Source organism: Lachnoclostridium phytofermentans, assembly GCF_000733755.1.
GTDB lineage: Bacteria > Bacillota > Clostridia > Lachnospirales > Lachnospiraceae > Lachnoclostridium > Lachnoclostridium phytofermentans_A.
On record NZ_JPOF01000003.1, the window covers coordinates 691,366 to 717,500 of the forward strand.

The following is a 26,135-nucleotide window of genomic DNA, read 5'->3' on the forward strand; positions in this document are numbered from 1 at the left end:
AATTGTCAAGAAAAAATTAGCACTCATTAGTAATGAGTGCTAACAATTACTCTTCATATGCAATTTCATTGTTTTTTAGATATTTCATCGCTTGTTCATCCCAAGCATAATCTAACGTTTTATCAAGGGTAAATGTCTTTACTCCTGTTCCTGTTACCACATGCAATTCATTATTTTCGTAACGTAAGTGAAAGTACAATCCGGTAACTTCGTTGCTATCCATTAACACACCTTGATTAGTTAAAACCGAATCGATTGCTTTTTGAGATAGCATCAGACTGATCTGAAAGGATAGTGGTGTTTTATTCCCTTTTACAATCTGATAAGCAAAAGGTCTGACTTCACCCCATTTTGCATGTGTTCTACCTCCCAAAGTTTCGAGTTCTTCTGCGCTATAATAGTCACGATTTAATTTACCGTTCATCTCAAACCTTTGGAAGGTATGAATGGTAACTTCAGAAACTAAAAAAGCGTCAAATACATTCTGAATCAATAACTTAGACATGAAACTTTTCACATCAACAATTTTTAATGATTTCATGCATACCTCTATTCCGGCGCTTTGCCACCTTCTAATAACAACAGTAACTTGTGTACCAACACGAATTACCATAGGAATACTGCCTTGTTAGAGACAATCTTTCGTGAAGATGCAATTTCCTCACAAGTTCCTTTTAGTTTAAAAACTGATAAATTCCCTGTAGTATTACCAAGTGTAATGGATAGAAAAAATAAAAAGCATATTGAAAGCGTTTTGTACCAGGCTTACCGTTATAATAATACAAAAATGGTGCCGCTAGGATTGCCATAAACTCCACTCCACCGCGGAAGAATCCTACGAGTATGATAAATAGTAACATACGCAACTTACGATTCCCATAAGCTAAATAAAACCCTACAATTAGCAAGACACCGTAGCCAAATTCATAATAATCGGCCTGTACCAAAAATAATAATACGGAACCTCCAACAATCGTCAATACACCAGGTAAGGTCATCCAAGATGTTTTTCCAGACATTCGAGTTTTAATTCTATCATATATCATAATTGTTAGTAAGCCAATCGCTAGAGTAAAAAAGATGTTTTGCTTATAAAATAAAAGCTTCAAGTTCGTATTTGGGAATCCCCAAAAAGCATAATCATAAGGGATTTCAGAAATTACTGCAAAAAGGAGCAGACGAAGCAAATACTTCATTCGGTTTCTCGTATGAAAGAAACCTTCCACAATTAAGAATGCAAATATCGGAAATGCGATTCTACCAATTGCTCTACCAACTACGTACCATGTTACATCAAGCTCATAATTTGGCAAGGCTATTTGAAATAATGGAGTTGTGTGTCTTGGTACAAAAATTGCAGTAAAATGATCAATCAGCATGGTAATACATGCGATAAGTTTTAAGGTAAAACTATTCAATGTTGTAGTCCTTTCTATTAATGTCTACTGCTTTATTATAGCATCTAACATCTGTTATCTTGCTTTTAATATCTTAATTTTAAGTATTCTTAGTACTCAGTATCGCTCTACTTTACTGATTCACACAAAAATACCTGAATCGTTCGGGCAGGTACAACAACACTTGTCTTATAACCTATCTTGCCCTCTCTCTTCTCATCTAAGAGTTTTTCCTCTTTCGATGAAAGAACTAACTTCCATTCCGTATTTATATGAAATGATGGTAGTGCAAAGCTATGTTCTTCCCAATGTGCATTCATTGCGATGTAGCAAGAAGCATCTGACGTTGTTTTATCTTTTAACGCAAATGCACCATGTAAAAGCACACCAAGCGTCCTACTAGAATGTGAATGATCTGGATACCAAGCTTTACTGCCATGATATGATATATCTGGGCATCCACAAGATAAGATATCCAATCCACTTAATTCCCGAACATTGTGAAGTACCGGATGTGCTTTTCGAAAATGAATTAGTTGCTTCACAAAAGAAAATAATTCTTTCTGTTTCTTTTTCCCCGACCAAGAAACCCATCCCATGGAATTATCTTGACAATAAGCATTATTATTTCCTTCTTGTGAATTTCCAAACTCATCTCCTTGCAAAATCATCGGAGTTCCCTGACTTAAGAAAAGAAGCAGCCAAGCATTTTTTATCATCTGCAAACGAAGCTCATTGATCTTCCTACGATTCGTATCTCCTTCCACTCCGCAATTCCAGCTATAATTAAAATCGGTACCATCCCGATTGCCCTCTTTATTTGCTTCGTTATGTTTACAATCATAAGCGTATACATCAGCCAATGTAAACCCGTTATGATCAGCAATATAATTAATTACTCCACTCTTTTCTGGGTTTGAGCGAATTCTTTCCATGATGTGTCCGATCTGTCCCTCATCCCCTTTGAGAAACCGTCTTACATCAATTAAAAATCCATCATTATAATCTGCAAGCATTTTCTTTCGTGGTACCGTCTCTCTGCCATAGATAGCATCCGTATTCCAATGTGTTGTAAATAACTTAATTCCCACCAGATAAGGATCTTTTGCAAATAATTGTTGTATAGAGTCCTCTACGTTCGTCCGAAAACCATCAATATGATAATGATGTGCCCAGTAACGTAGACAATCAATCATACACAAAACGTCCATCTCCCTAGGGAAATTCATATCCATTAGAACTTCTATTCCGTTCTCATGCAGTTTCTTTATCATCTGTTTCATCTCATTACTTGCATCATCAGGATTGGATGCATAAGAAGATTTTGGAGCAAAGTAAAAGCTATCCGTTGTATATCCCCAAAAATTCAGCTTACAATCTGCTTTGGAATCTTGATAAGAAAATCTAACTTTGTTTTGATACTCACTTGCTGCATAAGGCAATTCACTAAGCAATGGAGTTGGTTCCATCCTTTCATTAAACTCCACAAAAGGCATGAAAAATAGCGCATTGATCCCAAGTTCCTTAAAGTATGGTATCTTCTCTATAATTCCTTTATAAGTCCCTTTATGCCGTACTTTAGAATCGTCGCTTTTCGTGAAACCACGTACATGTAATTTGTATAATATCAGATCTGAATAAGAATGGCATAACGGTTCATCCTCATCCAACGAATACTCAGAAGTATCCCATGCCCCAAGTAGTCCTTGTAATCTTCCTTCCCGTTCCCCTTTTACATAAGGAATCATACCATACTGTTCCCTCCCAAGAATCCTAGGGGCATAGGGGTCTATAAATTCCTTACCAAAAGCTTCGTAACGATATCCTAATACCGAAGAAACTTCTGATTCTGGTACAGAAGCAGAAAAGATATTTCCAAAACGAAAGCTCTTTTTCATTGAGATTTCCTTTATTATATTAATATCAATTTTACTATATAGTTTCAACGTACAAGCAGACGCATTAGGAACAGCAACAGAGAAAATAAGTTTATCTCCTTGCTTCACAACCCCTAGCATCTTAGGTAATTGATTCTCTTCCTTCTTTGACTTTACATATCGCCCCATACTTTCTTACCGTCCTTCTCCCTTCGTCTCCCTCTCTTATATGATTTCATCGAAGGCTTACCTCAGGATATCTGATCCTATTTTTTATTCTACCTAGATTAGTACGAGAAGTCAACAACAGGGCCAAATGGAATCATAAAATGAAACCATCTGACCCTGCCTGTTCCCAGGGATTTTGATATAAACAATAACCCCTGATTTAAGCACTATTAAGCAAAATGCACGTTGCGGCATCCTATAAAAACGAAGGTATCCTTCCTTCTCGCATTAGTCCTCTTCTGTATTCACTTGTAATACTTGTCTCTTACGTGCCATTACATCACTATCAAGATATTCGTCGTAAGTTGTAATCTTATCAATTAATCCATTTGGAGTAATCTCCATGATACGGTTTGCAATGGTCTGTATAAACTGATGATCTTGAGAGGTAAATAATACAACACCAGAGAACTTAATTAATCCATTATTCAGTGCTGTAATAGATTCCATGTCCAAGTGGTTTGTAGGCTCATCCATGATTAATGCATTTGCGCCCATAATCATCATCTTAGATAACATAACACGCACACGCTCACCACCGGAAAGTACCTTAACCTTCTTAACACCTTCCTCACCAGCAAATAACATTCTTCCAAGGAAACCACGAACATAAGTAACATCTTTCTCTGGTGAAAATGGCATTAACCAATCAACAATAATATCTTCACTATCAAAGTCTTTTGTATTATCTTTTGGGAAGTAAGCCTGAGTAGTTGTAATACCCCACTTATATTCACCAGAGTCTGGTTCCATCTCACCGGATAAAATCTTAAACAAGGTAGTACTAGCAAGTGTGTTACCACCAACAAACGCAACCTTATCTTCACGGTTAATAATAAAAGAAATATTATCTAAAATCTTAACACCGTCAATCGTCTTACTTAAATTAGTAACTGTTAAAACTTCATTTCCAATCTCACGACTTGGTCTAAAGTCAATGTATGGATACTTTCTACTGGAAGGACGTATTTCATCAAGTTCAATTTTCTCTAATGCACGCTTTCTAGAAGTTGCCTGTTTTGACTTTGATGCATTCGCGGAGAAACGTTGAATAAATTCTTGTAACTCCTTAATCTTATCTTCCTTCTTTCGGTTTGCTTCCTTCATCTGCTTAACCATTAACTGACTGGATTCATACCAAAAGTCATAGTTACCAGCATATAACTGAATCTTAGCATAATCAATGTCTGCAATATGAGTACAAACTTTATTTAAGAAATAACGGTCATGGGACACTACAATAACCGTATTTTCGAAGTTTATTAAAAACTCTTCTAACCAGCGAATTGCCTCTAAATCAAGGTGGTTCGTAGGCTCATCTAGTAACAGGATATCTGGATTACCAAATAAAGCCTGTGCAAGAAGTACCTTCACCTTCTGAGCACCATTTAATTCGCTCATCATTTTGTAGTGTAAATCTGTTTCAATTCCTAGTCCGTTTAATAAAGTGGCAGCATCGGATTCTGCTTCCCATCCGTTTAATGTTGCAAATTCTGCTTCCAGTTCACTTGCTTTAATACCATCCTCTTCGGAGAAATCCTCCTTTGCATAAATGGCATCCTTTTCTTTCATGATATCATACAATCTCTGATTTCCCATAATAACTGTGTTGAGAACATCAAATGCATCATACTTAAAGTGATCCTGTTGCAAAAATGATAATCTCTGTCCAGGAGTGATAATAATATCTCCTTTACTTGGTTCGATTTGGCCTGAAAGGATTTTTAAAAAAGTGGATTTTCCTGCTCCGTTGGCTCCAATTAAACCATAGCAGTTTCCTTCTGTAAATTTAATATTGACATCCTCGAATAAGGCTCTCTTTCCTATTCTAAGAGTTACATCGCTTGCTTGAATCATTTCGATACCTAGCCTTTCTATTTTTGCGCTATTACCTATTTTACAGGAAAATCAGTAATTTGCAAGCTCTTTTTAACTTGCTGTAAATCTTTGGCGCGTTTTCATCTTATGCACTGTGAGGCTATCTCCATTAACGGTTATCAATATTTGTCCCAAAGTGCTTTCTTATTGTTTATTCTACACCATTTTATCTAACAAGAAAAACAATCTACGTTAGCTTTTCTTTGTCGTGAATATAATAAAAAATGTATCCCATTATTCTATTATATCCACCACTGCTTCCTGATAACCGAAACCATTTTCCTTCGCATAGGTTTCTGCTGTTGAATTCTTAGGAGTTACAATTACTAGGTTTGATATCTCTCCAAAAATTTCATTACCAAAGGATACCGTGGTGTCTGGTATAGTAATCTCCTCTAAATTTGTGCATGCATAAAAAGCCATATCTCCAATGTGTATCGTTCCTATTGGAATATCAATATAGGTTAACGATTGACAGGAAGAAAAGCTCATATCTTCGATTGTCGCTATGGAACCTAAAAAGACAACCTCTGTCAATGAGGTATTCGAAGTAAATGCCGCAAATGGAATCCTAGTCAATTTCTTTGGTATAATTACACTCTCTAGTTTCTCACAGGCACTAAATGCTCCTTCTCCAAGATAAGTTAGACTATCCGGAAGTCTTAATTCCGTTATAGAATAACAATCAGAAAAAGCGTAATCACCAATCTTAGTTATGTTTGGTGTTAATTCAAAAGATAATTGTATACATCCAGAGAATGCTTCATTTTCAATAACCGATAGTTTATCTGGTAATTCAACCCTTGTCAGGTTTTTTGCTAAGGAAAATGCACCTTCTGCAATTCGATTAACACTTTTTAGAATTGTATATTCTTTTACTTCGCTACCGGAAGGGTACTTTACTAGCGTATTCTTATCTTTTGTATATAACACTCCATCGGTTATCGTATAATGTTTATTTTCTTTTGGTAACGTCATTGTCTCAAGAGCTGGACATATTCCAAACGCTGACTGTTCAATCACTTCTAATGATGATGGAAAGCTTATCTCCTTGAGCTCATAACACTTTTGAAATGCTCTGCTTTTAATTACTTTAAGCCCTTCTGGTAATACAAGTTTTGTGATTGATGTATTATAAAAAGCATACTCTTCTATTGCTGTAACCGGGTATGATTCTATACTCTCTGGTATGATCAACTCATTCTTAGGCGGTGTTTCCAATCCAGTAATTAAAACTTCACCTTCTTTTATCATAAAGGTTAGTATCGTTCCTTCATCATCAATACAAACTTTCGTTTTATCTTCAGATACCCATCCTTTCGTACCCTTTTTAATATCCTCTGCCCTAGAATTTTCCTTGTCTTGATCGGAATTTACGCTATTCTTATCCTCACTGGCATTTTCCTTCTTATCATCCTCCATCTTCGATTCTTGATCACTTTTATCATCCATGTGATTATCTTCTTTATTATGTTCTTCCTTATATGGAGTAGTAGTCGGAATGTTTATATTCTTATTTGGTATTTCACTCGGCTCTGTGGTTATCGAAGGATTCCCTGATGTATTCAATTCCTCATTATTCCCCTGCTCTTTGTTAGGATTAGTAACTTCTTGGGACTTTGGTTTTTGGCTACAAGCAGTGACCAAACCCGCTAGCAATACGAAACATAATATTAGGAACCGCTTCTTCATTCATCCATCCTCCTTTGCATCATTATTTTTATTATATCATCTGGTAATATTTATGTAAAGGAAGGTGCCTTTACTTAAGGAAAAAGCCAGATGATACGGTTTAACTCTACTTCTACATCGTTATGCTGATTTTTATTCTCTTATTTCATAATGAATTACCTGGTTTTAAGTGCTACCTCAAAGCAATCTATGATGCATTCGAATAACAGAAAATATTAGACTTAAGATAAACTGATAACATGATAATCTAATAATTATATTTATTATATTTGTTCTTACCATAACAAAATATGTCATTAATACGCCGTATGGAAATACTTGACATTAACACCCAAATAAAGTACTCTATAGTTATACTATTGCAATAGTATGAAAGAATGTGAAGCCCTTGCAAATAATAACTTAATAATATAGTTCTTAAAAAAGATATATGTTACAACAGGTGTTAATCTTTTTGATGATGGTATGATATGGCAATAATTATAATATAAACTATATTAGATAGGTGTGATTGTAATGAAGAAATTAGTTTTGCTTTGTGCTTTTTTATTGTTTTCTCTAATTGTAATTGGCTGTGGCTCAGAAAAGGAACCATTAAGTGTGAAAAAAATGTCTGATTATTTTATTCAGAATAATTCAATTGCAATAGCTCATACATCATGGGGGGCTTCGCTCGATAATGTAAAGAAGAGTATAGGAGATTATAACGAGTATTTAAATGGGGTTCGGAAGAGTTTAATACCTCTTAGGCAGACATTTTTTCAAGATATTAATATGACAACTGCGGAAATAGTATTTTTCATTGATGAGAACGAAGAACTACACAATGTCTGGTATAAGTTTTATTTCGAGGACTCAGAATCTGCAGAATCGAAAATGAAAGAACTAGTTGACTATTGTAAAAAAAACTTTCCACCCGATTTTCGTTATAGTTATGATCAAAGTCATAAAGTACTTCTAGAAGATCAAACGATATATCAACTCTCAAAAGCGAATTGGGTTGATTCAGAGAACGCACGATTCCAGATTACGATTGAACCAGATTCAAAAAAAGGATTTTTCTTATTTTTTAAGTTGACTAGCAATAAAATTACAGGCTTATATTAGGATATTATCTTACAGATAATCATAGTATGGTTATTTTTCATAAGATAGTTTTTCAAATTAATTAGTAAAACTTAAGAGAGCTTTTGCAATAGAAAGATTAGATATCTTCTCTAAGGCAAAAGCTCTTTCATAATATTATTTTTTTATTTCATTATACTTCAAACAACAAATCTCCATAAGTTGGAACTGGCCATACCTCTTTATCAACCATTGTCTCTAATAAATCAATTGGTTCTCTTAACTCAGCCATTGCTGGGAAGACTTCGTTTCTAAAGTAATTAGCCTGGTCTTCCCCTTCCTCCATAGCGGAGGCAATCTTTGAGTACTCTGTTAATTTTTCTAGTGCTTTCTTTGCTTGAGCTAAAAGTAATGAAGTCTCTGTCAATAAATTAGTCTGAACACTGACATCTGCTGTAGGTACAGCTGTTTTTATTGCATTGATGCTACTAGCAAGCGTTGTAGTAAATTTAATAACAGCAGGGATAAACTTTCTATTAGCCATTTCAATCATCGTCTTTGCTTCAATATTAATTGCTTTTGAATAAGATTCATATAAAACTTCTGCACGAGACTTTAATTCTGTTGGCGTTAAAACATGGTGCTTCTCAAATAACGTAATTGCCTTATCAGAAACTAAAGCTGGTACCGCGGCAACCATAGAATTCAAGTTTGGTAAACCACGTTTTTCTGCCTCTTCTACCCATGCATCGGAATATCCATTCCCATTAAATACAATTCTCTGATGCTCTGTAACAGTCTTCTTAATTAAGTCATGTACTGCAAGTTCAAAGTTATCTGCCTTTTCTAATTCATCTGCCATATCGCAAAGAACATCTGCAACAATTGTATTTATTGTTGTATTTGCATCTGCAATTGACATAGAAGAGCCAACCATACGGAATTCAAATTTATTACCTGTAAACGCAAATGGTGAAGTACGATTACGGTCTGTTGCATCCTTCTTAAGCTCTGGAAGTGTGTGCACACCTGTTCTTAATCGGCCACCCTGCTTGGAGCTTGTTGCTGCTCCAGTTTCAATTAACTGAGTTAAAACATCTGCAAGCTGCTCTCCAAGGAAAATAGATATAATCGCTGGTGGAGCTTCGTTTGCACCAAGTCTGTGATCATTGCCTGGATTCGATGCAGAAAGTCTAAGTAAGTCTGCATGTAAATCCACTGCCTTTAAGATTGCAGATAAGAATAATAAGAACTGAACATTCTCATGTGGTGTCTTACCTGGGTCTAATAGATTCTTTCCTGTATTTGTTACAATAGACCAGTTGTCATGTTTGCCGGAACCATTCACTCCTGCGAATGGTTTCTCATGAAGAAGACAAGCAAGGCCATGGCGGATTGCAACCTTTTTCATGATATCCATAATTAACTGATTATGATCTGTTGCAATATTAGCCGTCGTATAAATTGGAGCGATTTCATGCTGAGCTGGTGCAACTTCGTTATGCTGAGTTTTTGATAAAATCCCTAGCTTCCAAAGTTCCACATTTAATTCTTTCATAAAGGAAGCAATTCTTTCTTTAATAGAACCAAAGTAATGATCGTCAAGCTCCTGACCTTTTGGTGGCATAGCTCCAAATAAGGTACGACCAGTAAATACTAAATCATCTCTCTTTAAGTACTTTTCTCTATCCACTAAGAAGTACTCCTGCTCTGCTCCGACGGAACAGGATACACTTGTAACATCGTTATGTCCGAATAATTTGCAAATACGAACTGCATGTGTACTTATCGCTTCCATCGAACGAAGTAATGGAGTTTTTTTATCAAGAGCTTCCCCGGTATATGCACAAAATGCAGTTGGAATACACAGGGTAACGCCTGCTGCATCTTCTTTTAAGAATGCTGGTGATGTACAATCCCAAGCAGTATATCCTCTTGCTTCAAATGTTGCTCTTAACCCACCGGATGGGAAGGAAGAAGCATCTGGTTCACCTTTAATTAATTCTTTTCCTGAGAACTCCATTAATATCTTTCCATTTGGAGCTGGGGATATAAAAGAATCGTGCTTTTCAGCGGTAATTCCTGTCATCGGCTGGAACCAATGAGTATAATGTGTTGCACCCCTCTCAATTGCCCAGTCCTTCATCGCATTTGCTACTATCTCAGCGACCTGTGGATCTAAATCCTCACCATTCTTAATGGTCTTTTTTAATGCCTCAAAAGTTTTCTTTGGCAAACATTCCATCATGGTAGCTTCATCAAATACGTCGATACCAAAAATATCGGTTAATTTCTCCGCCATAAATCTTATCTCCTTCCAAAATGATATAAGTTTTTTCTCAGAAAATCCCTTACAATTTACATTCAGATACCATTAAAACACATACAAAATAAAAAAACAATGAAACTTTCCTAGCATCCGTGAAATTGTTATAAAAAAAGGTGCTCTCACTAATAGGAGAACACCATTGCTCTAAGAACTTTTTCTTATTATTAAAATATCACGTTTATTAAGAAATGTGAAGTATTTTTTTTAAAAATTTACAAATTTTCTGTTTTTCCATAAATTACGCAATCTCATCTTTTCAATTTATGCAATATGAACAGAACCTATTCTTTACTTATAAGTAAGGACTATCTTACTTATCTTTCTTACTTATCTATCTTACTTATCTTTCTTACTTATCTTTCTTACTTATCTTTCTTACTTATCTTTCTTACTTATCTTTCTTACTTATCTTTCCGACTTATCTTCCTTGCTTATCTTTCATACCTATCTTTTTTACTTACCATTCTATTTTTTTACTTCGCTACCTTTTCACTAACGACCGTAACATCCATCTGATTAAATGGTATCGTAAACCCTTTTTCATCAAACATATATTTTATCGTTTCAAGGAGTTCTCCCTTTAGTACAAAACAATCCTCTGTTTTAACCCAAACACGCATTGAGATTTCTACAGCATCTTTTCCATAGCCACTTACAAATAAGTCTACAGGATGATCCATAAGGATTTTATCATTTCTTTGACTGATTAAAAAAAGTTCCTGTTTTACTGATTTTATATCATCATCATATCCAATTGGTATAATTAAATCCAAGCGTCGTATTGGCTCATTCGTAGCATTGGTAATCTCACTATTAGCTAGGGTTCCATTAGGTAAAACAACTAATTTGTTTTCAATGGTCAATATCTTAGTATAGAAAATATCTATGGCTATGACAGTACCCTCGTTTCCTTTTACATTAATAAAATCACCAACACGGAATGGCTTTAATATAAGTATAAGTACTCCGCCTGCAAAGTTAGACAAGCTTCCTTGTAAGGCCAGACCTATTGTCAAACCAATGGATCCAAGTAACGCAACAAATGATGTTGTTGGTAACCCTAGCGTTGCAGCAATTGTAATTAACAAAAGGCCATAGCAAATCGCTTTTAACACAGAGATTAGAAAGTTGGATACACCGACATCCATCTTTGCTCGTTCAAAAGTTTTCCTCACTATTTTAACTAATAGTTTTATAAGTTTCTTACCTACAACATAGATAAGAAGTGATATTAATAATAAAAATAAAAAATGCAATGCTTTCGGCCAAAAATCATCCCATAATTTTGAAAGTTTTGACATGAACTTATTTAATTCTAAATCTTGCAGTTCCTCTTTTAATGAGTTACTCTGCGTCAATAAAATTAGTTTATTCATAGTTGTCCTCCAAGTTTTTATATAATACGAAACACTGCCATTCCAAGTGGTGGCAGAGTAATCTTAATTGCCTGTTTTTTACCATCAACTTCTTTCGCTATGGCATTCTTCATCCTCTTATTCACAAAACCTTTTCCACCATATGAGGTATCATCACTATTCAATATCTCCTTGTATTTACCCATAACAGGAACTGCGGCATAATAATCCTTATATACCACAGGGGTGAAATTAAGTATTACAAAAAGCTTTTCTTTTTGCTTTTTATTAGTACGAACAAAGCTTATGATACTATGATCTGCATCCATACTGCTAACCCATTCAAATCCTTCGGTAAGGTGATCGGTCTCATAAAGCGACGAATGTTCTAAGTATAGCTTGTGAAGATGTTTTACATATTCTTTAAGGGAAGCATTCTCTTTCAACTTAAGAAGATCCCAATCCAAACTTTTTTCCTCGTTCCATTCCGAAAACTGACCAAATTCTTGCCCCATAAATAATAGTTTCTTTCCTGGGTGCGTCATCATATATCCATACGCTACACGAAGATTGGCAAACTTATCACAGAGCTCGCCTGGCATTTTCTGAATCATAGATCCTTTTCCATGTACAACCTCATCATGGGATAGCACTAAGATAAAATTCTCACTATAAGCATAAACCATACTAAAAGTTAGTGCTCCATGGTAACCTTTTCGATACAGTGGGTCCTGTTTCATATAATTAGTGAAATCATTCATCCACCCCATATTCCACTTAAAGTCAAAACCAAGGCCGCCTTCCTTTAAGTCACCAGTCACCATTGGCCAAGCAGTAGATTCTTCTGCGATTATTATCGTTCCATCTTTTCGCTTTTTTACGATTGAATTTAAATGCTTTAACATTTCCATTGCTTCCAAATTCTCATGTCCGCCATACTCATTTGCAACCCATTCTCCATCTTTTTTACCATAATCAAGATATAACATCGAGGCAACTGCATCCATTCGAATTCCGTCAACATGATATTCTTCTAACCAAAACAATGCGTTGGCTATTAAGAAATTGGATACCTGTGGACGACCATAATTAAAAATTAGAGTTCCCCAGTGCGGATGAGAGCCTTTTCTTGGATCTTTATGTTCGTACAAGCATGTTCCATCAAAATTAGAGAGACCATAGGCATCTCTTGGAAAATGCGCCGGTACCCAGTCAAGAATGACACCGATTCCTTCTTGATGCATATAGTTCATAAAATATTTAAAATCATCAGGTGTCCCATATCGTGAGGTCGTAGCATAATATCCCGTAACCTGATATCCCCAGGAGGCATCAAGTGGATGTTCCATAATTGGCATTATCTCAATATGAGTATACCCCATTTCTTTTATATAAGACGCTAACATTGGTGCAAGCTCTTTGTAATTATAGAAACTACCGTTTTCTTCAGTTGGTTTCCTAAAGGAACCAAGGTGAACCTCGTAAATGCTCATTGGCTCTTCTTTCACTTTTGACTTCTTTCTTTTTGCTAGCCACTCTTTATCTTCCCAAGGATATTTCTTCCTTTCATAGACAATAGAAGCATTATTAGGCCTTACTTCTGCATAAAAAGCATAGGGATCCGACTTTAGGAAAGTTAAACCTCCTTTTGCCTTAATCTCAAATTTATAAAGCTCTCCATGGGATACCCCCGGAATAAAAAGTTCATAAATACCTGAATTCGATAGTCTTCTCATTGGGTGTTTTCTACCATCCCAAAGGTTAAAATCTCCAACTACACTAACACGTATTGCCATAGGTGCCCAAACAGCAAACAAGGTTCCTTTCACACCACGAATTGTTTTTACATGTGCTCCTAAACACTCATAAATCTTGTAATGAACTCCATGTCTGAAATTCTCGCAGTCCTCTTTTGTAATCATTGTGGGATAAGAATAGGGATCAGTGACTTCTTCTGTATTCCCATCCAGATAAGTAGCAATTAGCTTATATTTTGGGATTTCCTGTTGTGGAAGAAGTACTGAAAAAAAACCAGCTTCGTCCATTTGTTCCATCTCATACTGCTCACTATGTGTTGACTCGGTTTTAACTTTTACCTCACTAGCATTTGGAAAAAAGCATTGAATTATAACTCCATTTTCCGTCTTATGCGGTCCTAGAATTTCGTGTGGATTATCGTGTTCTGAATATACAATTGCCTCAATTGCTTCCCAATTCATCATTTGATATAATGCATCATTCATACATAAACACTGGCAGATTATCCAATTTAAATCCACCTTTTCCTTTCTAGAATTTTTAGAGAATGTAAAAGATACCGCTCTCTATCTTAATTACAGCAATGATTAAACAACGAACCTTTTTTATTAACTATAAAGCAAGCTCATTGTTATAAGTAACATAACAATGGCTTGCTTATCACATGAGTCTATGAAAGGTATTATAAAAGTATAGAGATTTTATTCCCAGTACCATAAGTCCTTTCCTGTCTCTTCTTCTGTTCCTTCCGGTTTTGGCATATATTTCTTAAATACACGTTCTATTAAGAGGGAACATACCAAACAGCAAAGTGCTGGTGCAATAAAGATCGCTGGGTAGATTAGGTACACTGCTAATCCAAATACTGCAATAATAACCGCTAATAAAAATGTAGTTGGGAAATGCTTCATCGCAATAATAAATGCTGTTTTAAATAAACCTTTTAAATTAAGAGTGAATCTTGATAATATTGGAAAAATAAAAATTAAAATGAATACCAATACTGTTGTGATTGCAATAAATCCAGCAATTAACAAAGAACCATAACTTTTTCCTTGATCTAGCATAACTTTAGAATAAGAAAAGTCAATGTACATCACATAACTTAAAGCAAAGAATATTATCGTTGTTATAATACCTAACTTAATATTATCTTTAAATGAATGAAAAAATTCTCTTGTCACATAGCCACGTTCACGGCGAATTACCTTCACTACACTATAGTACATTGCAGTTGTGGCTGGACCAATTAACACAATCGTCATGGAGCACAATACCCAGATAATACTGAGGAGTATCATGTCCCATACTTTTCCCATAATTGTAAAGAATGCATTGTCCATATTAAAAAAATTACTCATTTTTTCCTCCTAAATATAGCTTATCGCTCATATTTTATCTACTACTAAGCAAAGTAACCTAATTAAACGTGTGATACTATCAGTTGAAGTTTACCTGTCAACTGATATGTACCATAATTTGAAGGAATAATAAAATGGTCTCCTTTATGAATTTCGGTTCCATCTATCTCTCCATCTCCCTCAATTACACTGATTAATGTAAATGGTTCTTCTTGTGTAAATTCTTGTTTTCCGTTTATTTCAATCTTATTTACAGTATAATATGGACAAGTTACAAGATGCTCTTTCATCGCATTTGGGTATTCTGTTTTATCACGATTGATTTGAATATCATTATGAGGACAATGGATTACGTCAATGCTCTTATTTAGATGTAACTCTCTTGGCTTTCCATTTTGTAATCGACCATAGTCATATAATCGATACGTAATATCGCTGTTTTGTTGTGTTTCTAAAATCAAGGTACCTTTTTTAATAGCGTGAACTGTACCCGGTTCAATTTGAAAAAAATCACCTTTCTTAATTGGAAGAATACGAATTAAGTTCGACCATGCATTGTTACTTATCATTTTCCGTAACTCATCTTTACTTTTTGCATGATGACCGATTACAATAGATGCATCCTCATCACAATCAAGAATATACCAACATTCTGTCTTTCCTAATGCTCCGTTCTCATTTTCCTTCGCATAAGTATCATCTGGATGAACCTGAATACTTAAATCATCCTTCGCATCAATAATCTTAACTAACAATGGAAAAACCTCTTGGTTTATATCTCCAAATATTTCTCTGTGTTCTGACCATAATTTGCTTAATTTATAGCCCTTGTAGCTTCCATTTATAATTTCACAATCACCATTCTGATGTGCACTGATTGCCCAGCACTCTCCGGTGTTATTACTTGGAATCTCATAATGAAAATCAGTTTTTAGTCTCGTTCCTCCCCAGATCATCTCTTTAAATACTGGTTTCAGAAACAATATCTCCCTCATAGCTGCCTCCACTGTTTTTTCCCATTATACCATCTAACAAGCTATTTTTAAATACTAATACTGCAATTTATACACATTTAATAAAAAGAAAAAAACGTCACAAGATTAGGAGTTGTAATAATTATTTTCTTTAGATATTTTGACTAAATTACGCACTCATGCTATAATTTTAGCATTACTATTATTATAAAATTGGAAATAAAAATAAAACATTTTATTCAAAAATCCATATTGGACAGTCTTACTTTCTTGAATAAAAAACGAAAGGGGTTTTTCCTTCATATGATACATGTTACTATAGATGATACATCACTCGATTTTATTACCGACCCAGAAGTTTTTTCACCATCCTTTGCTGATCGTGGTACCTTGGCTATGCTATCTTTCGTAACTTTAGACAAGTCTGATACCTTACTAGACCTTGGTTGCGGATATGGCTTAGTTGGCATCTATGCCAGTAAAGTACTATCTCCCTCAAAAGTAACCATGTGTGACATCTCAGAAAAAGCAGTAGAACTTAGCAAAAAAAATGCAGAATATAATCAAGTATCGGATGGGCTCACCATCTTACAAAGTGATGGATTTCGTGAGCTCCCAAAGAATGAGTATTCCCTCATTCTATCAAATCCTCCGTATCATGTAGATTTCTCTGTACCAAAACATTTCATTGAGGAGAGCTATCGCAGGCTAATCATGGGTGGAAAGCTCTATATGGTTACCAAACGAAAAGACTGGTATAAGAATAAAATAATCTCTGTCTTTGGTGGTGTAGAAATTCATGAAAAGGATGGCTATTACATCTTCATAGCTCAAAAACGTCCGAAAGAAAGAAAACCTTCTAATGAAAAAAAGGAAAATGGTCTTAGTAAGAAGCTAACCCGTAAAATGAAGCAAAGGCATAATTAGCGTTTTATATACCGTTCTTTCAATAATCATCTCTTATTCAAACTGAGAAGCATACAAACGATAATAGAATCCTCGTTTCTTCATAAGATCGGAATGAGTTCCCTGTTCAACGACATTCCCTTCATTTACAACTAAGATATTATCAGCACTCTGAATTGTAGATAATCGGTGAGCAATTACAAAACAGGTCTTACCTGCCATTAAATTTCTCATCGCTTTTTGTATTTGAATCTCTGTTCTTGTATCAACATTCGATGTTGCTTCATCAAGAATTAGCATCTTAGCATCCAAAAGCATCGCTCTAGCTATCGTTAATAACTGTTTTTGGCCTTTTGAAATATTCATACCCTCTTCATTTAATACTGTGTTATACCCTAGTGGCAAATTCTTAATGTAAGAATGAATCCTAGCAGCCTTTGCAGCAGCAACAACCTCCTCCATTGTAGCATCTTTTTTTCCGTATGCTATATTATCATATATCGTTCCGCCAAAGATCCAGGTGTCTTGCAACACCATTGCATAAGCTTTTCGTAAACTTTCTCTTGTTAATTCTCTAATCTCATTGTTATCGACATAGATTGCACCTTCATCTACATCATAAAAGCGCATCAAGAGATTAATGATTGTAGTTTTGCCTGCTCCTGTTGGACCAACAATTGCAATTAAGCTTCCTTCCTCTGCGTTTAAATTTAGATTCTTGATAATTGTCTTCTCTTTTGTATATCCGAAAGATACATCTTTAATTGATACCTTACCCTGCACATTGGCTAATTCTTTGGCCTGATACACATCTGCTACTTCCGAAGGCTCATTTAGTACTCGAAATACTCTCTCTGCCGCTGCTAAAGCAGATTGAAGCTCACTTATAATATTCGCAGCCTCATTGATAGGACCAGAAAACTTCCTAGAATACAGTACAAAGGAAGAAATATCACCAAGGGTTAGTTTATTGTATAGATATAAAACAGAACCTACGATAGTAACACAGGTAAGTGAGATATTATTAATAAAGTTTACCGTAGGTCCAACAATACTTCCGTAATAATCGGCTTGATAATACGCTTCTACGGCTTCTCCATTAATATGATCAAATTTTTCTAATACAACCTCTTCTCCTGCATACGCTTTTATCGTTCGAAGACCGGATACCATCTCTTCTACAAAACCATTCATTTCACCGAGTTTTTCTGAACGCTTACGAAATAACGGTCTTGTTTTTTTCGCCATGTATTTTGTATATAATACAGACATCGGAATTGTAATTAACATCACAAGTACCAGACTTGGTGAGATAATTACCATCATAATCAAAGAACCGACCACCGTTATGATACTTGCAAAAATCTGAACCAAATCCGTAGAAAGTGATGTATTAATAACGTCTATGTCATAGGAAATTCGGCTTATAATATCTCCGGCAAGATGTTGATCAAAAAATCCAACTGGTAATTCCATTAACTTATCAAAAACATCATTTCTCATTTTTCTAACGATTCTTTGACTTAGACGAATCATTAATATGGATAAAAGATAAGACAATATGGAAGATACAATATAAAATCCTATCATCAAAACGGCATACCATAGCACCTCTTTGATTGGAACCTTACCAACTCCAAGTTCAATCAAATCAATTGCCTCTCCAGAAAGCATAGGTCCCACTAATGCAAAAAGGTTGCTTGCCATGGCAAGCAAAATCGCACCCAAAAGCATCCACCAATAGGTACTTAGATATCTCCATAATCCACGTAAAACTTTACCAGTATTTTTAGGTTTTTCTAAAGTGTTTTTAACCTTTGCCAAGACTATCCCTCTCTTTTTCAGTATTTATATTTCAATATTTAATCCTATTCCATGCTGCCCATCTGAGATTCATAGATCTCACGGTAAATTTCACAATGTTCCATTAATTCTTCGTGAGTGCCATATCCTAACATTTCCCCTTCATCCAGCACAAGAATGTGATCCGATTGCATAATAGAACTTATTCTTTGCGCAATTAGAATAATAGTCGTTTCCTGATAATTATTACGAATAGCCTGGCGAAGCATTGCATCTGTTTTATAATCAAGGGCAGAAGAGGAATCGTCAAGTATCAAAAACTTCGGATGATTTGCAAGAGCTCTTGATATATATAATCTCTGCTTTTGCCCACCACTCAAGTTTCCACCTTTGATTGCTGCTTCATAGGAGAAACCATTCTCCTTCTCCATGATAAAATCATAAGCACAAGCATCTTTTGATGCTTCTATGATCTGTTCCATTGAAAGGCTCCGTCCAAAAGAAATATTTTCAGAGATGGTGTCAGCAAAAATAACATCATTTTGAAATGCAACTCCAAACTCTTTTCTTAATTCCTTAAGTGGTATCGATCTAATGTCTTTCCCTTCTATGATAATCTGGCCCTCCGTCACATCATAAAAACGCATTAATAATTGAATCAAAGTAGTTTTTCCACTACCGGTTGCACCGATAATACCAAGACTTTCTCCCTTTTTTAACTGAAAACTAATATTTTTTAGGCTTAATTTTTCTTCATCATTTTCATAGCTAAAGGATACCTGATCAAAGGCTAAATATTCTTGTTCCTGCTCTGTTGAAATTTTAACTGGAGTAACAATGAGATCCTCTTTTGTATCCAAAACTTCCTTGAGTCGTTTTGCAGATGCACTTGCTTTTGAGTAGTTAATAAAGAGTCTGGTAATCGACATCATAGCATTTAATATCATTGTAAAATAGGATAAGAAAGCAACAATCTTTCCTGGCTGCATAGCACCTGCGTTCACACGAAATGCACCGATGATTACTACAATAGCAAGACCTGTATTTAGTATTAAATTCATAATTGGACTTGATAGTGCCATTATACTAGCTGCTTTTATTTCATTTCCAATTACCTCATCATTCACCTTACGAAATCTCTGTATTTCATACTCTGTTTTACTTAATGCCTTAATTACACGTATTCCAGAAATATTCTCACGAATTGTCTGAACCATCTTATCTACAGAAGCCTGTACCTTGGTATACATGGGGATACCCTTCTTAGAGATAAGGTAAACAAGTAAACCTAGAAGTGGAAGAGTTGCAACTAGGATAAGAGTTAGGACAGGATCTAAAGTTGAAGTTAATACAATACCACCAACTAAAATAATTGGTGCTCGTACTCCCAGACGTTGCATCATACCAATCACCTGATGCACATTATAGGTATCCGTGGTCATTCTAGAGATCAAAGAAGGAACTGTAAATTGATCTACCTGTGCTCCAGATAAATTTGTGATCCGTTCAAAGGTATCATGTCTTATAGCCTGTACGCTATTTTTAGCCACTTTTGATGCCATACGATTTGCAATAATATTTAGCATTCTAGCAGCAATAGCCAAAAGAACCATAATGCCACCCCAGAATAGGATATACGACACTTTACCATAAGGAATGATATCATCCAATATATATGCTAATACCCATGGCAATCCTAAGTCAGCAAAGGTTCCAGCAATTTTAATAATTAACCCTCGAGTCATCTGCCCATAATAAGGTTTTAAGTAGCGAAATACTCTATCCATGTTTCCCTCCCTAATTGCGAATATCTTTTGTCCTTTGTGTTTTCCTTGGTTTATTTCAGTTTCTATAAAGATTTCCTCTGTTCTACTTACTAAAAGCTTTCAATATAAAAATGCACCACAGTAACTTTCCGTGGTGCAATCTTTCTTTATTTATCTCCTCGAAACACGATGGTACCATCTGTTGCATTCATACTATCTACAATTGCTAATGATTCCAAATGAATTCCCATTTCACGAATAATTTCACCACCAGATTGAAATCCCTTTTCAATTACGATTCCTATTCCTTCAACAGAAGCACCTGAGCTAATTACCAGATCAATAAGGCCTACCAACGCGCAGCCATTAGCCAGAAAATCATCAATGATTAAAACTCGATCGGATGGTTTTAAAAACTTCTTAGATACAATGACATCATATGTTTTTTTATGTGTAAACGATTCTATTTTTGTAGCAAAAACTTCACCATCAATGTTGATGCTTTGTGCTTTTTTTGCAAATACAACTGGAACATTAAAATACTGAGCCACTATACATGCGATACCAATACCGGATGCCTCTATCGTTAAAATCTTAGTAATTTTCTCTTTCTCAAATAATCTTTTAAATTCTTTTCCTATCTCATTGATTAACTCAATGTCCATCTGATGGTTTAAGAAGGAGTCCACTTTTAGTACATTACCTTGTTTCACGATACCATCTTCTCTTATTCTATCTTTTAATAACTGCATTTTAAAAATCCTTTCCAAACATCCTTATGTAATGTGTAACTTTAGTCGCACTCTCATACAATTATACACGTAATTTTTTATTATTCAAATGATTTTTCTTCTAGCAACCTGATTTTATATAATAACCGTTTATATGATTAGTTAAAGCGGATATTCGCATTTGAAGAGAGTGACTTACTTGATTCGGTTAAAACAAGACAAAGTACGCTTCGAGTACTTTTCCTTGCCAAGAATAAAAAGGCAAATTGAACTCTTATGTATTGCTTACCCGCTCAACATAGGAAAATCCAATTTGCCTGTTCTTTGATGATTCATAAGATAGCTACCTAAGCTTCTTACTATTTATAAATTTAAAACACAGCTCAATGAAATAAGTATTTTCATAGAATAAAATCTGAATTAAATAACTCTTACCTTTAATACACCATCAATTGCTTCTAATTCTTTCACAAATCCCTCTGTCACCTCAGTACATAAATCAAGAACCGTGTATGCAAAGTCACCTTTACTCTTATTTGCTAAGTTCTCAATGTTGATATTTTTTGAGGAAAATACGGTCGTAAATTGAGCAAGCATGTTTGGTTTGTTTCTATGACATATCGTTACACGAGTACCTGCCTGGCAAATTCCAGCATCTAAGCTAGGATAATTCACGGAATTAACAATATTACCATTCTCGATATAATCACGAAGTTGCTTTACTGCCATAACTGCACAATTATCTTCCGACTCTTCTGTAGAAGCACCAAGATGAGGAATTGCAATTACTCCTTTCATTGAAGCAGTTTTAGCATTAGGGAAGTCCGTTACGTACTTCTTCACCTTACCAGACTTTAAAGCCTCTCCCATAGCATCATCATCTACCAAGAGATCACGAGCAAAGTTAAGGATTACAACCCCATCTTTCATCATGGCTAAGGTTTCTTTATTTATCATCTTCTTTGTATCATCAAGTAATGGCACATGAACTGTAATATAATCACACTCTTTGAATATTTCTTCTCTCGTTTTTACGTATATGATATCTCGCGATAAGTTCCATGCATGCTCAACAGAAATGTATGGATCGCAACCAAATACCTCCATACCAAGTCTATTTGCAGCATTCGCTACAAGAACACCAATCGCTCCAAGACCTATAACACCAAGCTTCTTTCCCTGAATTTCAGATCCAGCAAATTTTGCTTTCTCTTTCTCTACAAGCTTTGCTACATCGGAATCCTCTTTTACTGTCTGAACCCAGTTGATACCACCGTTAATATCACGAGCAGCTAAAAGCATTCCGGCTACAACTAATTCTTTTACACCGTTTGCATTCGCACCTGGTGTATTAAATACAACAATACCCTGCTCTGCGCATTTATCTAATGGTATATTATTAACTCCTGCACCTGCACGGGCAATTGCTTTTAAGTTAGCAGAAAACTCCATATCATGCATTGCTGCACTACGAACTAATACTGCTTCTGCTTCCTCAACTACATCGGTTTTTACATAGTTATCATTAAATATATTTAGTCCAACTGGTGCAATTGGATTCAAACAATTATATTTTGTCATATCTTATCTCCCCCCTGACTTAGGCGTTCTTTTCTTCGAACTCCTTCATGAATGCAACAAGTTTCTCTACACCTTCGATTGGCATCGCATTATAGATACTTGCTCTCATACCACCAACAGTTCTGTGTCCCTTTAAATTCACAAATCCCGCAGCTTTAGCTTCTTTCACAAACTTCGCATCCAATTCTTCGGAACCAGTCACAAATGGAACATTCATTAAAGAACGATCCTCTTTCACAACAGTTCCTTTAAACATCTTGCTTTGGTCAAGGAAATCATATAGAATTTGCGCTTTCTTCTCGTTATGAACCTTCATTGCTTCAAGTCCGCCTATTTTCTTAAGCCACTTAAATACTTTCCCACAGATGTAAATACCATATGCAGGTGGTGTATTATACATAGACTGGTTATCAACATGAATCTTATATTGAAACATCGTAGGTGTTCCCGGTAAGGTATCCTCAGTAATCAAGTCCTCACGTATAATTACAATAACAACACCAGCTGGCCCAATGTTCTTTTGAACACCACCATAGATTAAACCATACTTCGTAACATCTACAGGCTCTGATAAAAAGCAAGAGGACACGTCAGCAACTAATGTTTTTCCCTTGGTATTTGGAAGTGTCTTAAACTTTGTTCCATATATCGTATTGTTCTCACATATGTAAACATAGTCAGCATTCTCACTGATAGGAAGGTCGGAACAATCAGGAATATAAGAAAATGTCTTATCAGCAGAAGAAGCAACTGCATTCGCTGTACCATATAGCTTAGCCTCTTGATATGCTTTCTTAGCCCATTGCCCTGTAATAATAAAATCTGCTACTTTGTTTTTCATCAGATTCATAGGAATCATAGCAAATTGTGAAGAAGCACCACCCTGTAAGAAAAGCACCTTATAGTTGTCTGGAATATTCATTAAATCACGTAAATCCTGCTCTGCAGTATTGATGATTGCTTCATATTCCTTAGAACGATGACTCATCTCCATAACGGACATCCCAGATCCGTTATAATCAAGCATCTCTGCTGCGGCTTCCTTTAATACCTCTTCTGGTAAAACCGCTGGTCCTGCTGAGAAATTATAAACTCTACCCATTTGAAAATCCTCCTTAATCCTATGATAACGTTATCCTAACACTATGCCGAAAGTCTACTTCTTTATCACACCATCTTTTAAGTCATGCTATGACACAAGCTTTATGCTTAGAACAACTTGTGATAAAGATTCTTATAGCCTATTATCAGCCATTCAAAGCTTTGCTTAATAACACTGCGCCACTTTAATACACTACATTATAAAGCTTTGTCAAAATTTAGTCAATAACTTTGTATTGAAATTTGAGAGCTTATTATAATTAAAAAGGTATATCAAAAAGCTCTGCAAAGACTTCTTGTTATACCATTGATTAATTATAACATATATTGATTTTAATACTATCCATTTTTTACATAATAATTGTGATGACTTTTATATTATTACTATACTTAATAGCCCAAAATAGTTCCTAATAATACCATAGTGTCATAATGTTTCTTAAACAACTAAAATAAAAGTTATTCATCCATTCGAATACAGATCTTCATACTGTCCTGCTTTTTTTATAGAAATATATGAATCCCTTCTTAATCCTATCAGATATGATTCAATTCTATGTTATCTTAAGATAGATAATATGTAAATATTTATCCACTGCTCAACCAAAAAAAGAAACTGTTATCCACAGTTTCTCTAGATTTATCCATATTGTTGTTATCTTTAAACAAAAAAAAGCATACTTCGTGAATTTTCCTTGCTATGAATAAAAAAATAGTAAAAAATAAGAGATACTCTCATTCTTCACTATTCATTCTCTTTAAATAACTTCACATTGATTTTTTAAACAAACCTTTTAGGTTAAGCCCTCGACCTATTAGTAACAATCAGCTACATGTGTTACCACACTTCCACCTTTGTCCTATCAACCTTATCGTCTTTAAGGGGTCTTACTTGCTTTCGCAATGGGATATCTTATCTTGAGGGGGGCTTCACGCTTAGATGCCTTCAGCGTTTATCCCGTCCCGACTTGGCTACTCGGCCATGCTCTTGGTAGAACAACCGATACACCAGAGGTCAGTCCACCCCGGTCCTCTCGTACTAAGGGCAGCTCCTCTCAAATATCCTACGCCTACGCCGGATAGGGACCGAACTGTCTCACGACGTTCTGAACCCAGCTCGCGTACCGCTTTAATGGGCGAACAGCCCAACCCTTGGGACCTACTACAGCCCCAGGATGCGATGAGCCGACATCGAGGTGCCAAACCACTCCGTCGATGTGAACTCTTGGGAGTGATAAGCCTGTTATCCCCAGGGTAGCTTTTATCCGTTGAGCGATGGCAATCCCACTTTATACCACCGGATCACTAAGTCCTACTTTCGTACCTGCTCCACCCGTCGGTGTCACAGTCAAGCTCTCTTATGCCTTTGCACTCTACGAATGGTTTCCAACCATTCTGAGAGAACCTTTGAGCGCCTCCGATACCCTTTCGGAGGCGACCGCCCCAGTCAAACTCCCCGCCTGACATTGTCCCCTAGCCGGGTCACGGCTACAGGTTAGAAATCCAGTACTACAAGGGTGGTATCCCAACAGCGACTCCGTAAGAACTGGCGTTCCTACTTCCTAGTCTCCCACCTATCCTGTACATGCAGCACCGAATCCCAGTATCAAGCTGAAGTAAAGCTCCATGGGGTCTTTCCGTCCTGGCGCAGGTAACCAGCATCTTCACTGGTATTTCAATTTCACCGGGTGCATTGTCGAGACAGTGCCCAAATCATTACGCCTTTCGTGCGGGTCGGAACTTACCCGACAAGGAATTTCGCTACCTTAGGACCGTTATAGTTACGGCCGCCGTTTACTGGGGCTTAAGTTCAAAGCTTCGACTTGCGTCTAACCTCTCCCCTTAACCTTCCAGCACCGGGCAGGCGTCAGCCCATATACCTCACCTTTCGGTTTTGCATAGACCTGTGTTTTTGCTAAACAGTTGCTTGGGCCAATTCTCTGCGGCCTGGTTTCCCAGGCACCCCTTCTCCCGAAGTTACGGGGTCATTTTGCCGAGTTCCTTAACAATGCTTCTCCCGTCGGCCTTAGGATTCTCTCCTCATCCACCTGTGTCGGTTTACGGTACGGGCATATAGCAAACAATAGCGGCTTTTCTCGACAGCATAGGTTCAGAAACTTCGTTACTTAAATTTCACTCCGCATCACACTTCACCATCACCGGACGGATTTGCCTATCCAGCTTGACTTTGTGCTTGCGCCGGTTTTTCCATTCCCGGCTTTTCCTACCTTTCTGTGTCCCCACAGTTCTGTTACTATATGGTACAGGAATATCAACCTGTTGTCCATCGACTACGACTCTCGTCCTCGCCTTAGGCCCCGACTTACCCAGAG

The 26,135-nt window shown here is 36.0% G+C and carries 16 protein-coding genes, 1 rRNA gene and 1 pseudogene (1 of these 18 running past the window's edge); 2 read left to right on the top strand and 16 right to left on the bottom strand.

The window, feature by feature from the left end; genetic code table 11:
* Positions 1 to 46: 46 nt before the first annotated feature.
* The 5 genes from CC92_RS0108515 to CC92_RS0108535 all read right to left on the bottom strand — a co-directional run bounded on the left by CC92_RS0108515 (position 47) and on the right by CC92_RS0108535 (position 7,072).
* Positions 47 to 541, bottom strand: a complete 495-nt coding sequence (locus CC92_RS0108515; RefSeq protein ID WP_029503317.1) for a DUF5721 family protein — start codon at positions 539 to 541, stop codon at positions 47 to 49.
* A gap of 133 nt (positions 542 to 674) precedes the next feature.
* On the bottom strand, positions 675 to 1,418 hold the full coding sequence (locus CC92_RS0108520; protein ID WP_051650757.1) for a TraX family protein: 744 nt from the start codon (positions 1,416 to 1,418) through the stop codon (positions 675 to 677).
* A 107-nt stretch (positions 1,419 to 1,525) separates the two neighbouring features.
* Positions 1,526 to 3,463: an alpha-amylase family glycosyl hydrolase gene (locus CC92_RS0108525; protein ID WP_051650756.1), complete on the bottom strand. Its 1,938-nt coding sequence runs from the start codon at positions 3,461 to 3,463 to the stop codon at positions 1,526 to 1,528.
* A gap of 267 nt (positions 3,464 to 3,730) precedes the next feature.
* Positions 3,731 to 5,359, bottom strand: coding sequence for an ABC-F family ATP-binding cassette domain-containing protein (locus tag CC92_RS0108530; protein WP_029503312.1), 1,629 nt, complete (start codon positions 5,357 to 5,359; stop codon positions 3,731 to 3,733).
* A gap of 255 nt (positions 5,360 to 5,614) precedes the next feature.
* Positions 5,615 to 7,072, bottom strand: a complete 1,458-nt coding sequence (locus CC92_RS0108535) for a leucine-rich repeat domain-containing protein (protein ID WP_029503310.1) — start codon at positions 7,070 to 7,072, stop codon at positions 5,615 to 5,617.
* Positions 7,073 to 7,588: 516 nt separating this feature from the next.
* Here CC92_RS0108535 and CC92_RS0108540 point away from each other — a divergent pair.
* On the top strand, positions 7,589 to 8,179 hold the full coding sequence (locus tag CC92_RS0108540) for a hypothetical protein (protein ID WP_029503309.1): 591 nt from the start codon (positions 7,589 to 7,591) through the stop codon (positions 8,177 to 8,179).
* Between the two features lie 151 nt (positions 8,180 to 8,330).
* On the opposite strand, the gene CC92_RS0108545 is transcribed toward CC92_RS0108540, so the two are convergent.
* The 5 genes and pseudogenes from CC92_RS0108545 to manA form a co-directional block, all read right to left on the bottom strand.
* Positions 8,331 to 10,439 (bottom strand): glutamine synthetase III, encoded by a 2,109-nt coding sequence (locus CC92_RS0108545; RefSeq protein WP_029503308.1) that lies wholly within the window; start codon positions 10,437 to 10,439, stop codon positions 8,331 to 8,333.
* Between the two features lie 500 nt (positions 10,440 to 10,939).
* Entirely contained in the window at positions 10,940 to 11,842 is a 903-nt protein-coding gene (locus CC92_RS0108550; protein ID WP_029503307.1) for a mechanosensitive ion channel family protein, read from the bottom strand.
* A 29-nt stretch (positions 11,843 to 11,871) separates the two neighbouring features.
* A pseudogene (glgB, locus tag CC92_RS0108555) lies at positions 11,872 to 14,064 on the bottom strand (1,4-alpha-glucan branching protein GlgB); the annotation flags it as partial.
* A 216-nt stretch (positions 14,065 to 14,280) separates the two neighbouring features.
* Entirely contained in the window at positions 14,281 to 14,940 is a 660-nt protein-coding gene (locus tag CC92_RS0108560; protein ID WP_051650754.1) for a YesL family protein, read from the bottom strand.
* Positions 14,941 to 15,002: 62 nt separating this feature from the next.
* Positions 15,003 to 15,935 (bottom strand): mannose-6-phosphate isomerase, class I, encoded by a 933-nt coding sequence (gene manA, locus CC92_RS0108565; RefSeq protein ID WP_029503304.1) that lies wholly within the window; start codon positions 15,933 to 15,935, stop codon positions 15,003 to 15,005.
* A gap of 282 nt (positions 15,936 to 16,217) precedes the next feature.
* On the opposite strand from manA, the gene CC92_RS0108570 reads away from it, so the two are divergent.
* On the top strand, positions 16,218 to 16,841 hold the full coding sequence (locus CC92_RS0108570) for a class I SAM-dependent methyltransferase (RefSeq protein WP_029503303.1): 624 nt from the start codon (positions 16,218 to 16,220) through the stop codon (positions 16,839 to 16,841).
* 33 nt (positions 16,842 to 16,874) lie between these two features.
* Here CC92_RS0108570 and CC92_RS0108575 read toward each other — a convergent pair whose 3' ends face one another.
* The 6 genes from CC92_RS0108575 to CC92_RS0108600 form a co-directional block, all read right to left on the bottom strand.
* A complete protein-coding gene (locus CC92_RS0108575; RefSeq protein WP_029503302.1) occupies positions 16,875 to 18,644 on the bottom strand; it encodes an ABC transporter ATP-binding protein in 1,770 nt (589 codons plus the stop codon).
* A gap of 44 nt (positions 18,645 to 18,688) precedes the next feature.
* Positions 18,689 to 20,410 carry an ABC transporter ATP-binding protein gene (locus CC92_RS0108580; protein WP_029503301.1) on the bottom strand — a complete coding sequence of 574 codons (1,722 nt, stop codon included), beginning with the start codon at positions 20,408 to 20,410 and terminating at the stop codon, positions 18,689 to 18,691.
* Between the two features lie 146 nt (positions 20,411 to 20,556).
* Positions 20,557 to 21,141, bottom strand: coding sequence for a xanthine phosphoribosyltransferase (locus CC92_RS0108585; RefSeq protein WP_029503300.1), 585 nt, complete (start codon positions 21,139 to 21,141; stop codon positions 20,557 to 20,559).
* Positions 21,142 to 21,540: 399 nt separating this feature from the next.
* Positions 21,541 to 22,701, bottom strand: coding sequence for a phosphoglycerate dehydrogenase (locus CC92_RS0108590; RefSeq protein WP_029503299.1), 1,161 nt, complete (start codon positions 22,699 to 22,701; stop codon positions 21,541 to 21,543).
* 19 nt (positions 22,702 to 22,720) lie between these two features.
* Entirely contained in the window at positions 22,721 to 23,803 is a 1,083-nt protein-coding gene (gene serC / locus CC92_RS0108595) for a 3-phosphoserine/phosphohydroxythreonine transaminase (RefSeq protein ID WP_029503297.1), read from the bottom strand.
* 794 nt (positions 23,804 to 24,597) lie between these two features.
* Positions 24,598 to 26,135: ribosomal RNA gene (locus CC92_RS0108600) — 23S ribosomal RNA — on the bottom strand (it continues 1,379 nt past the right edge of the window).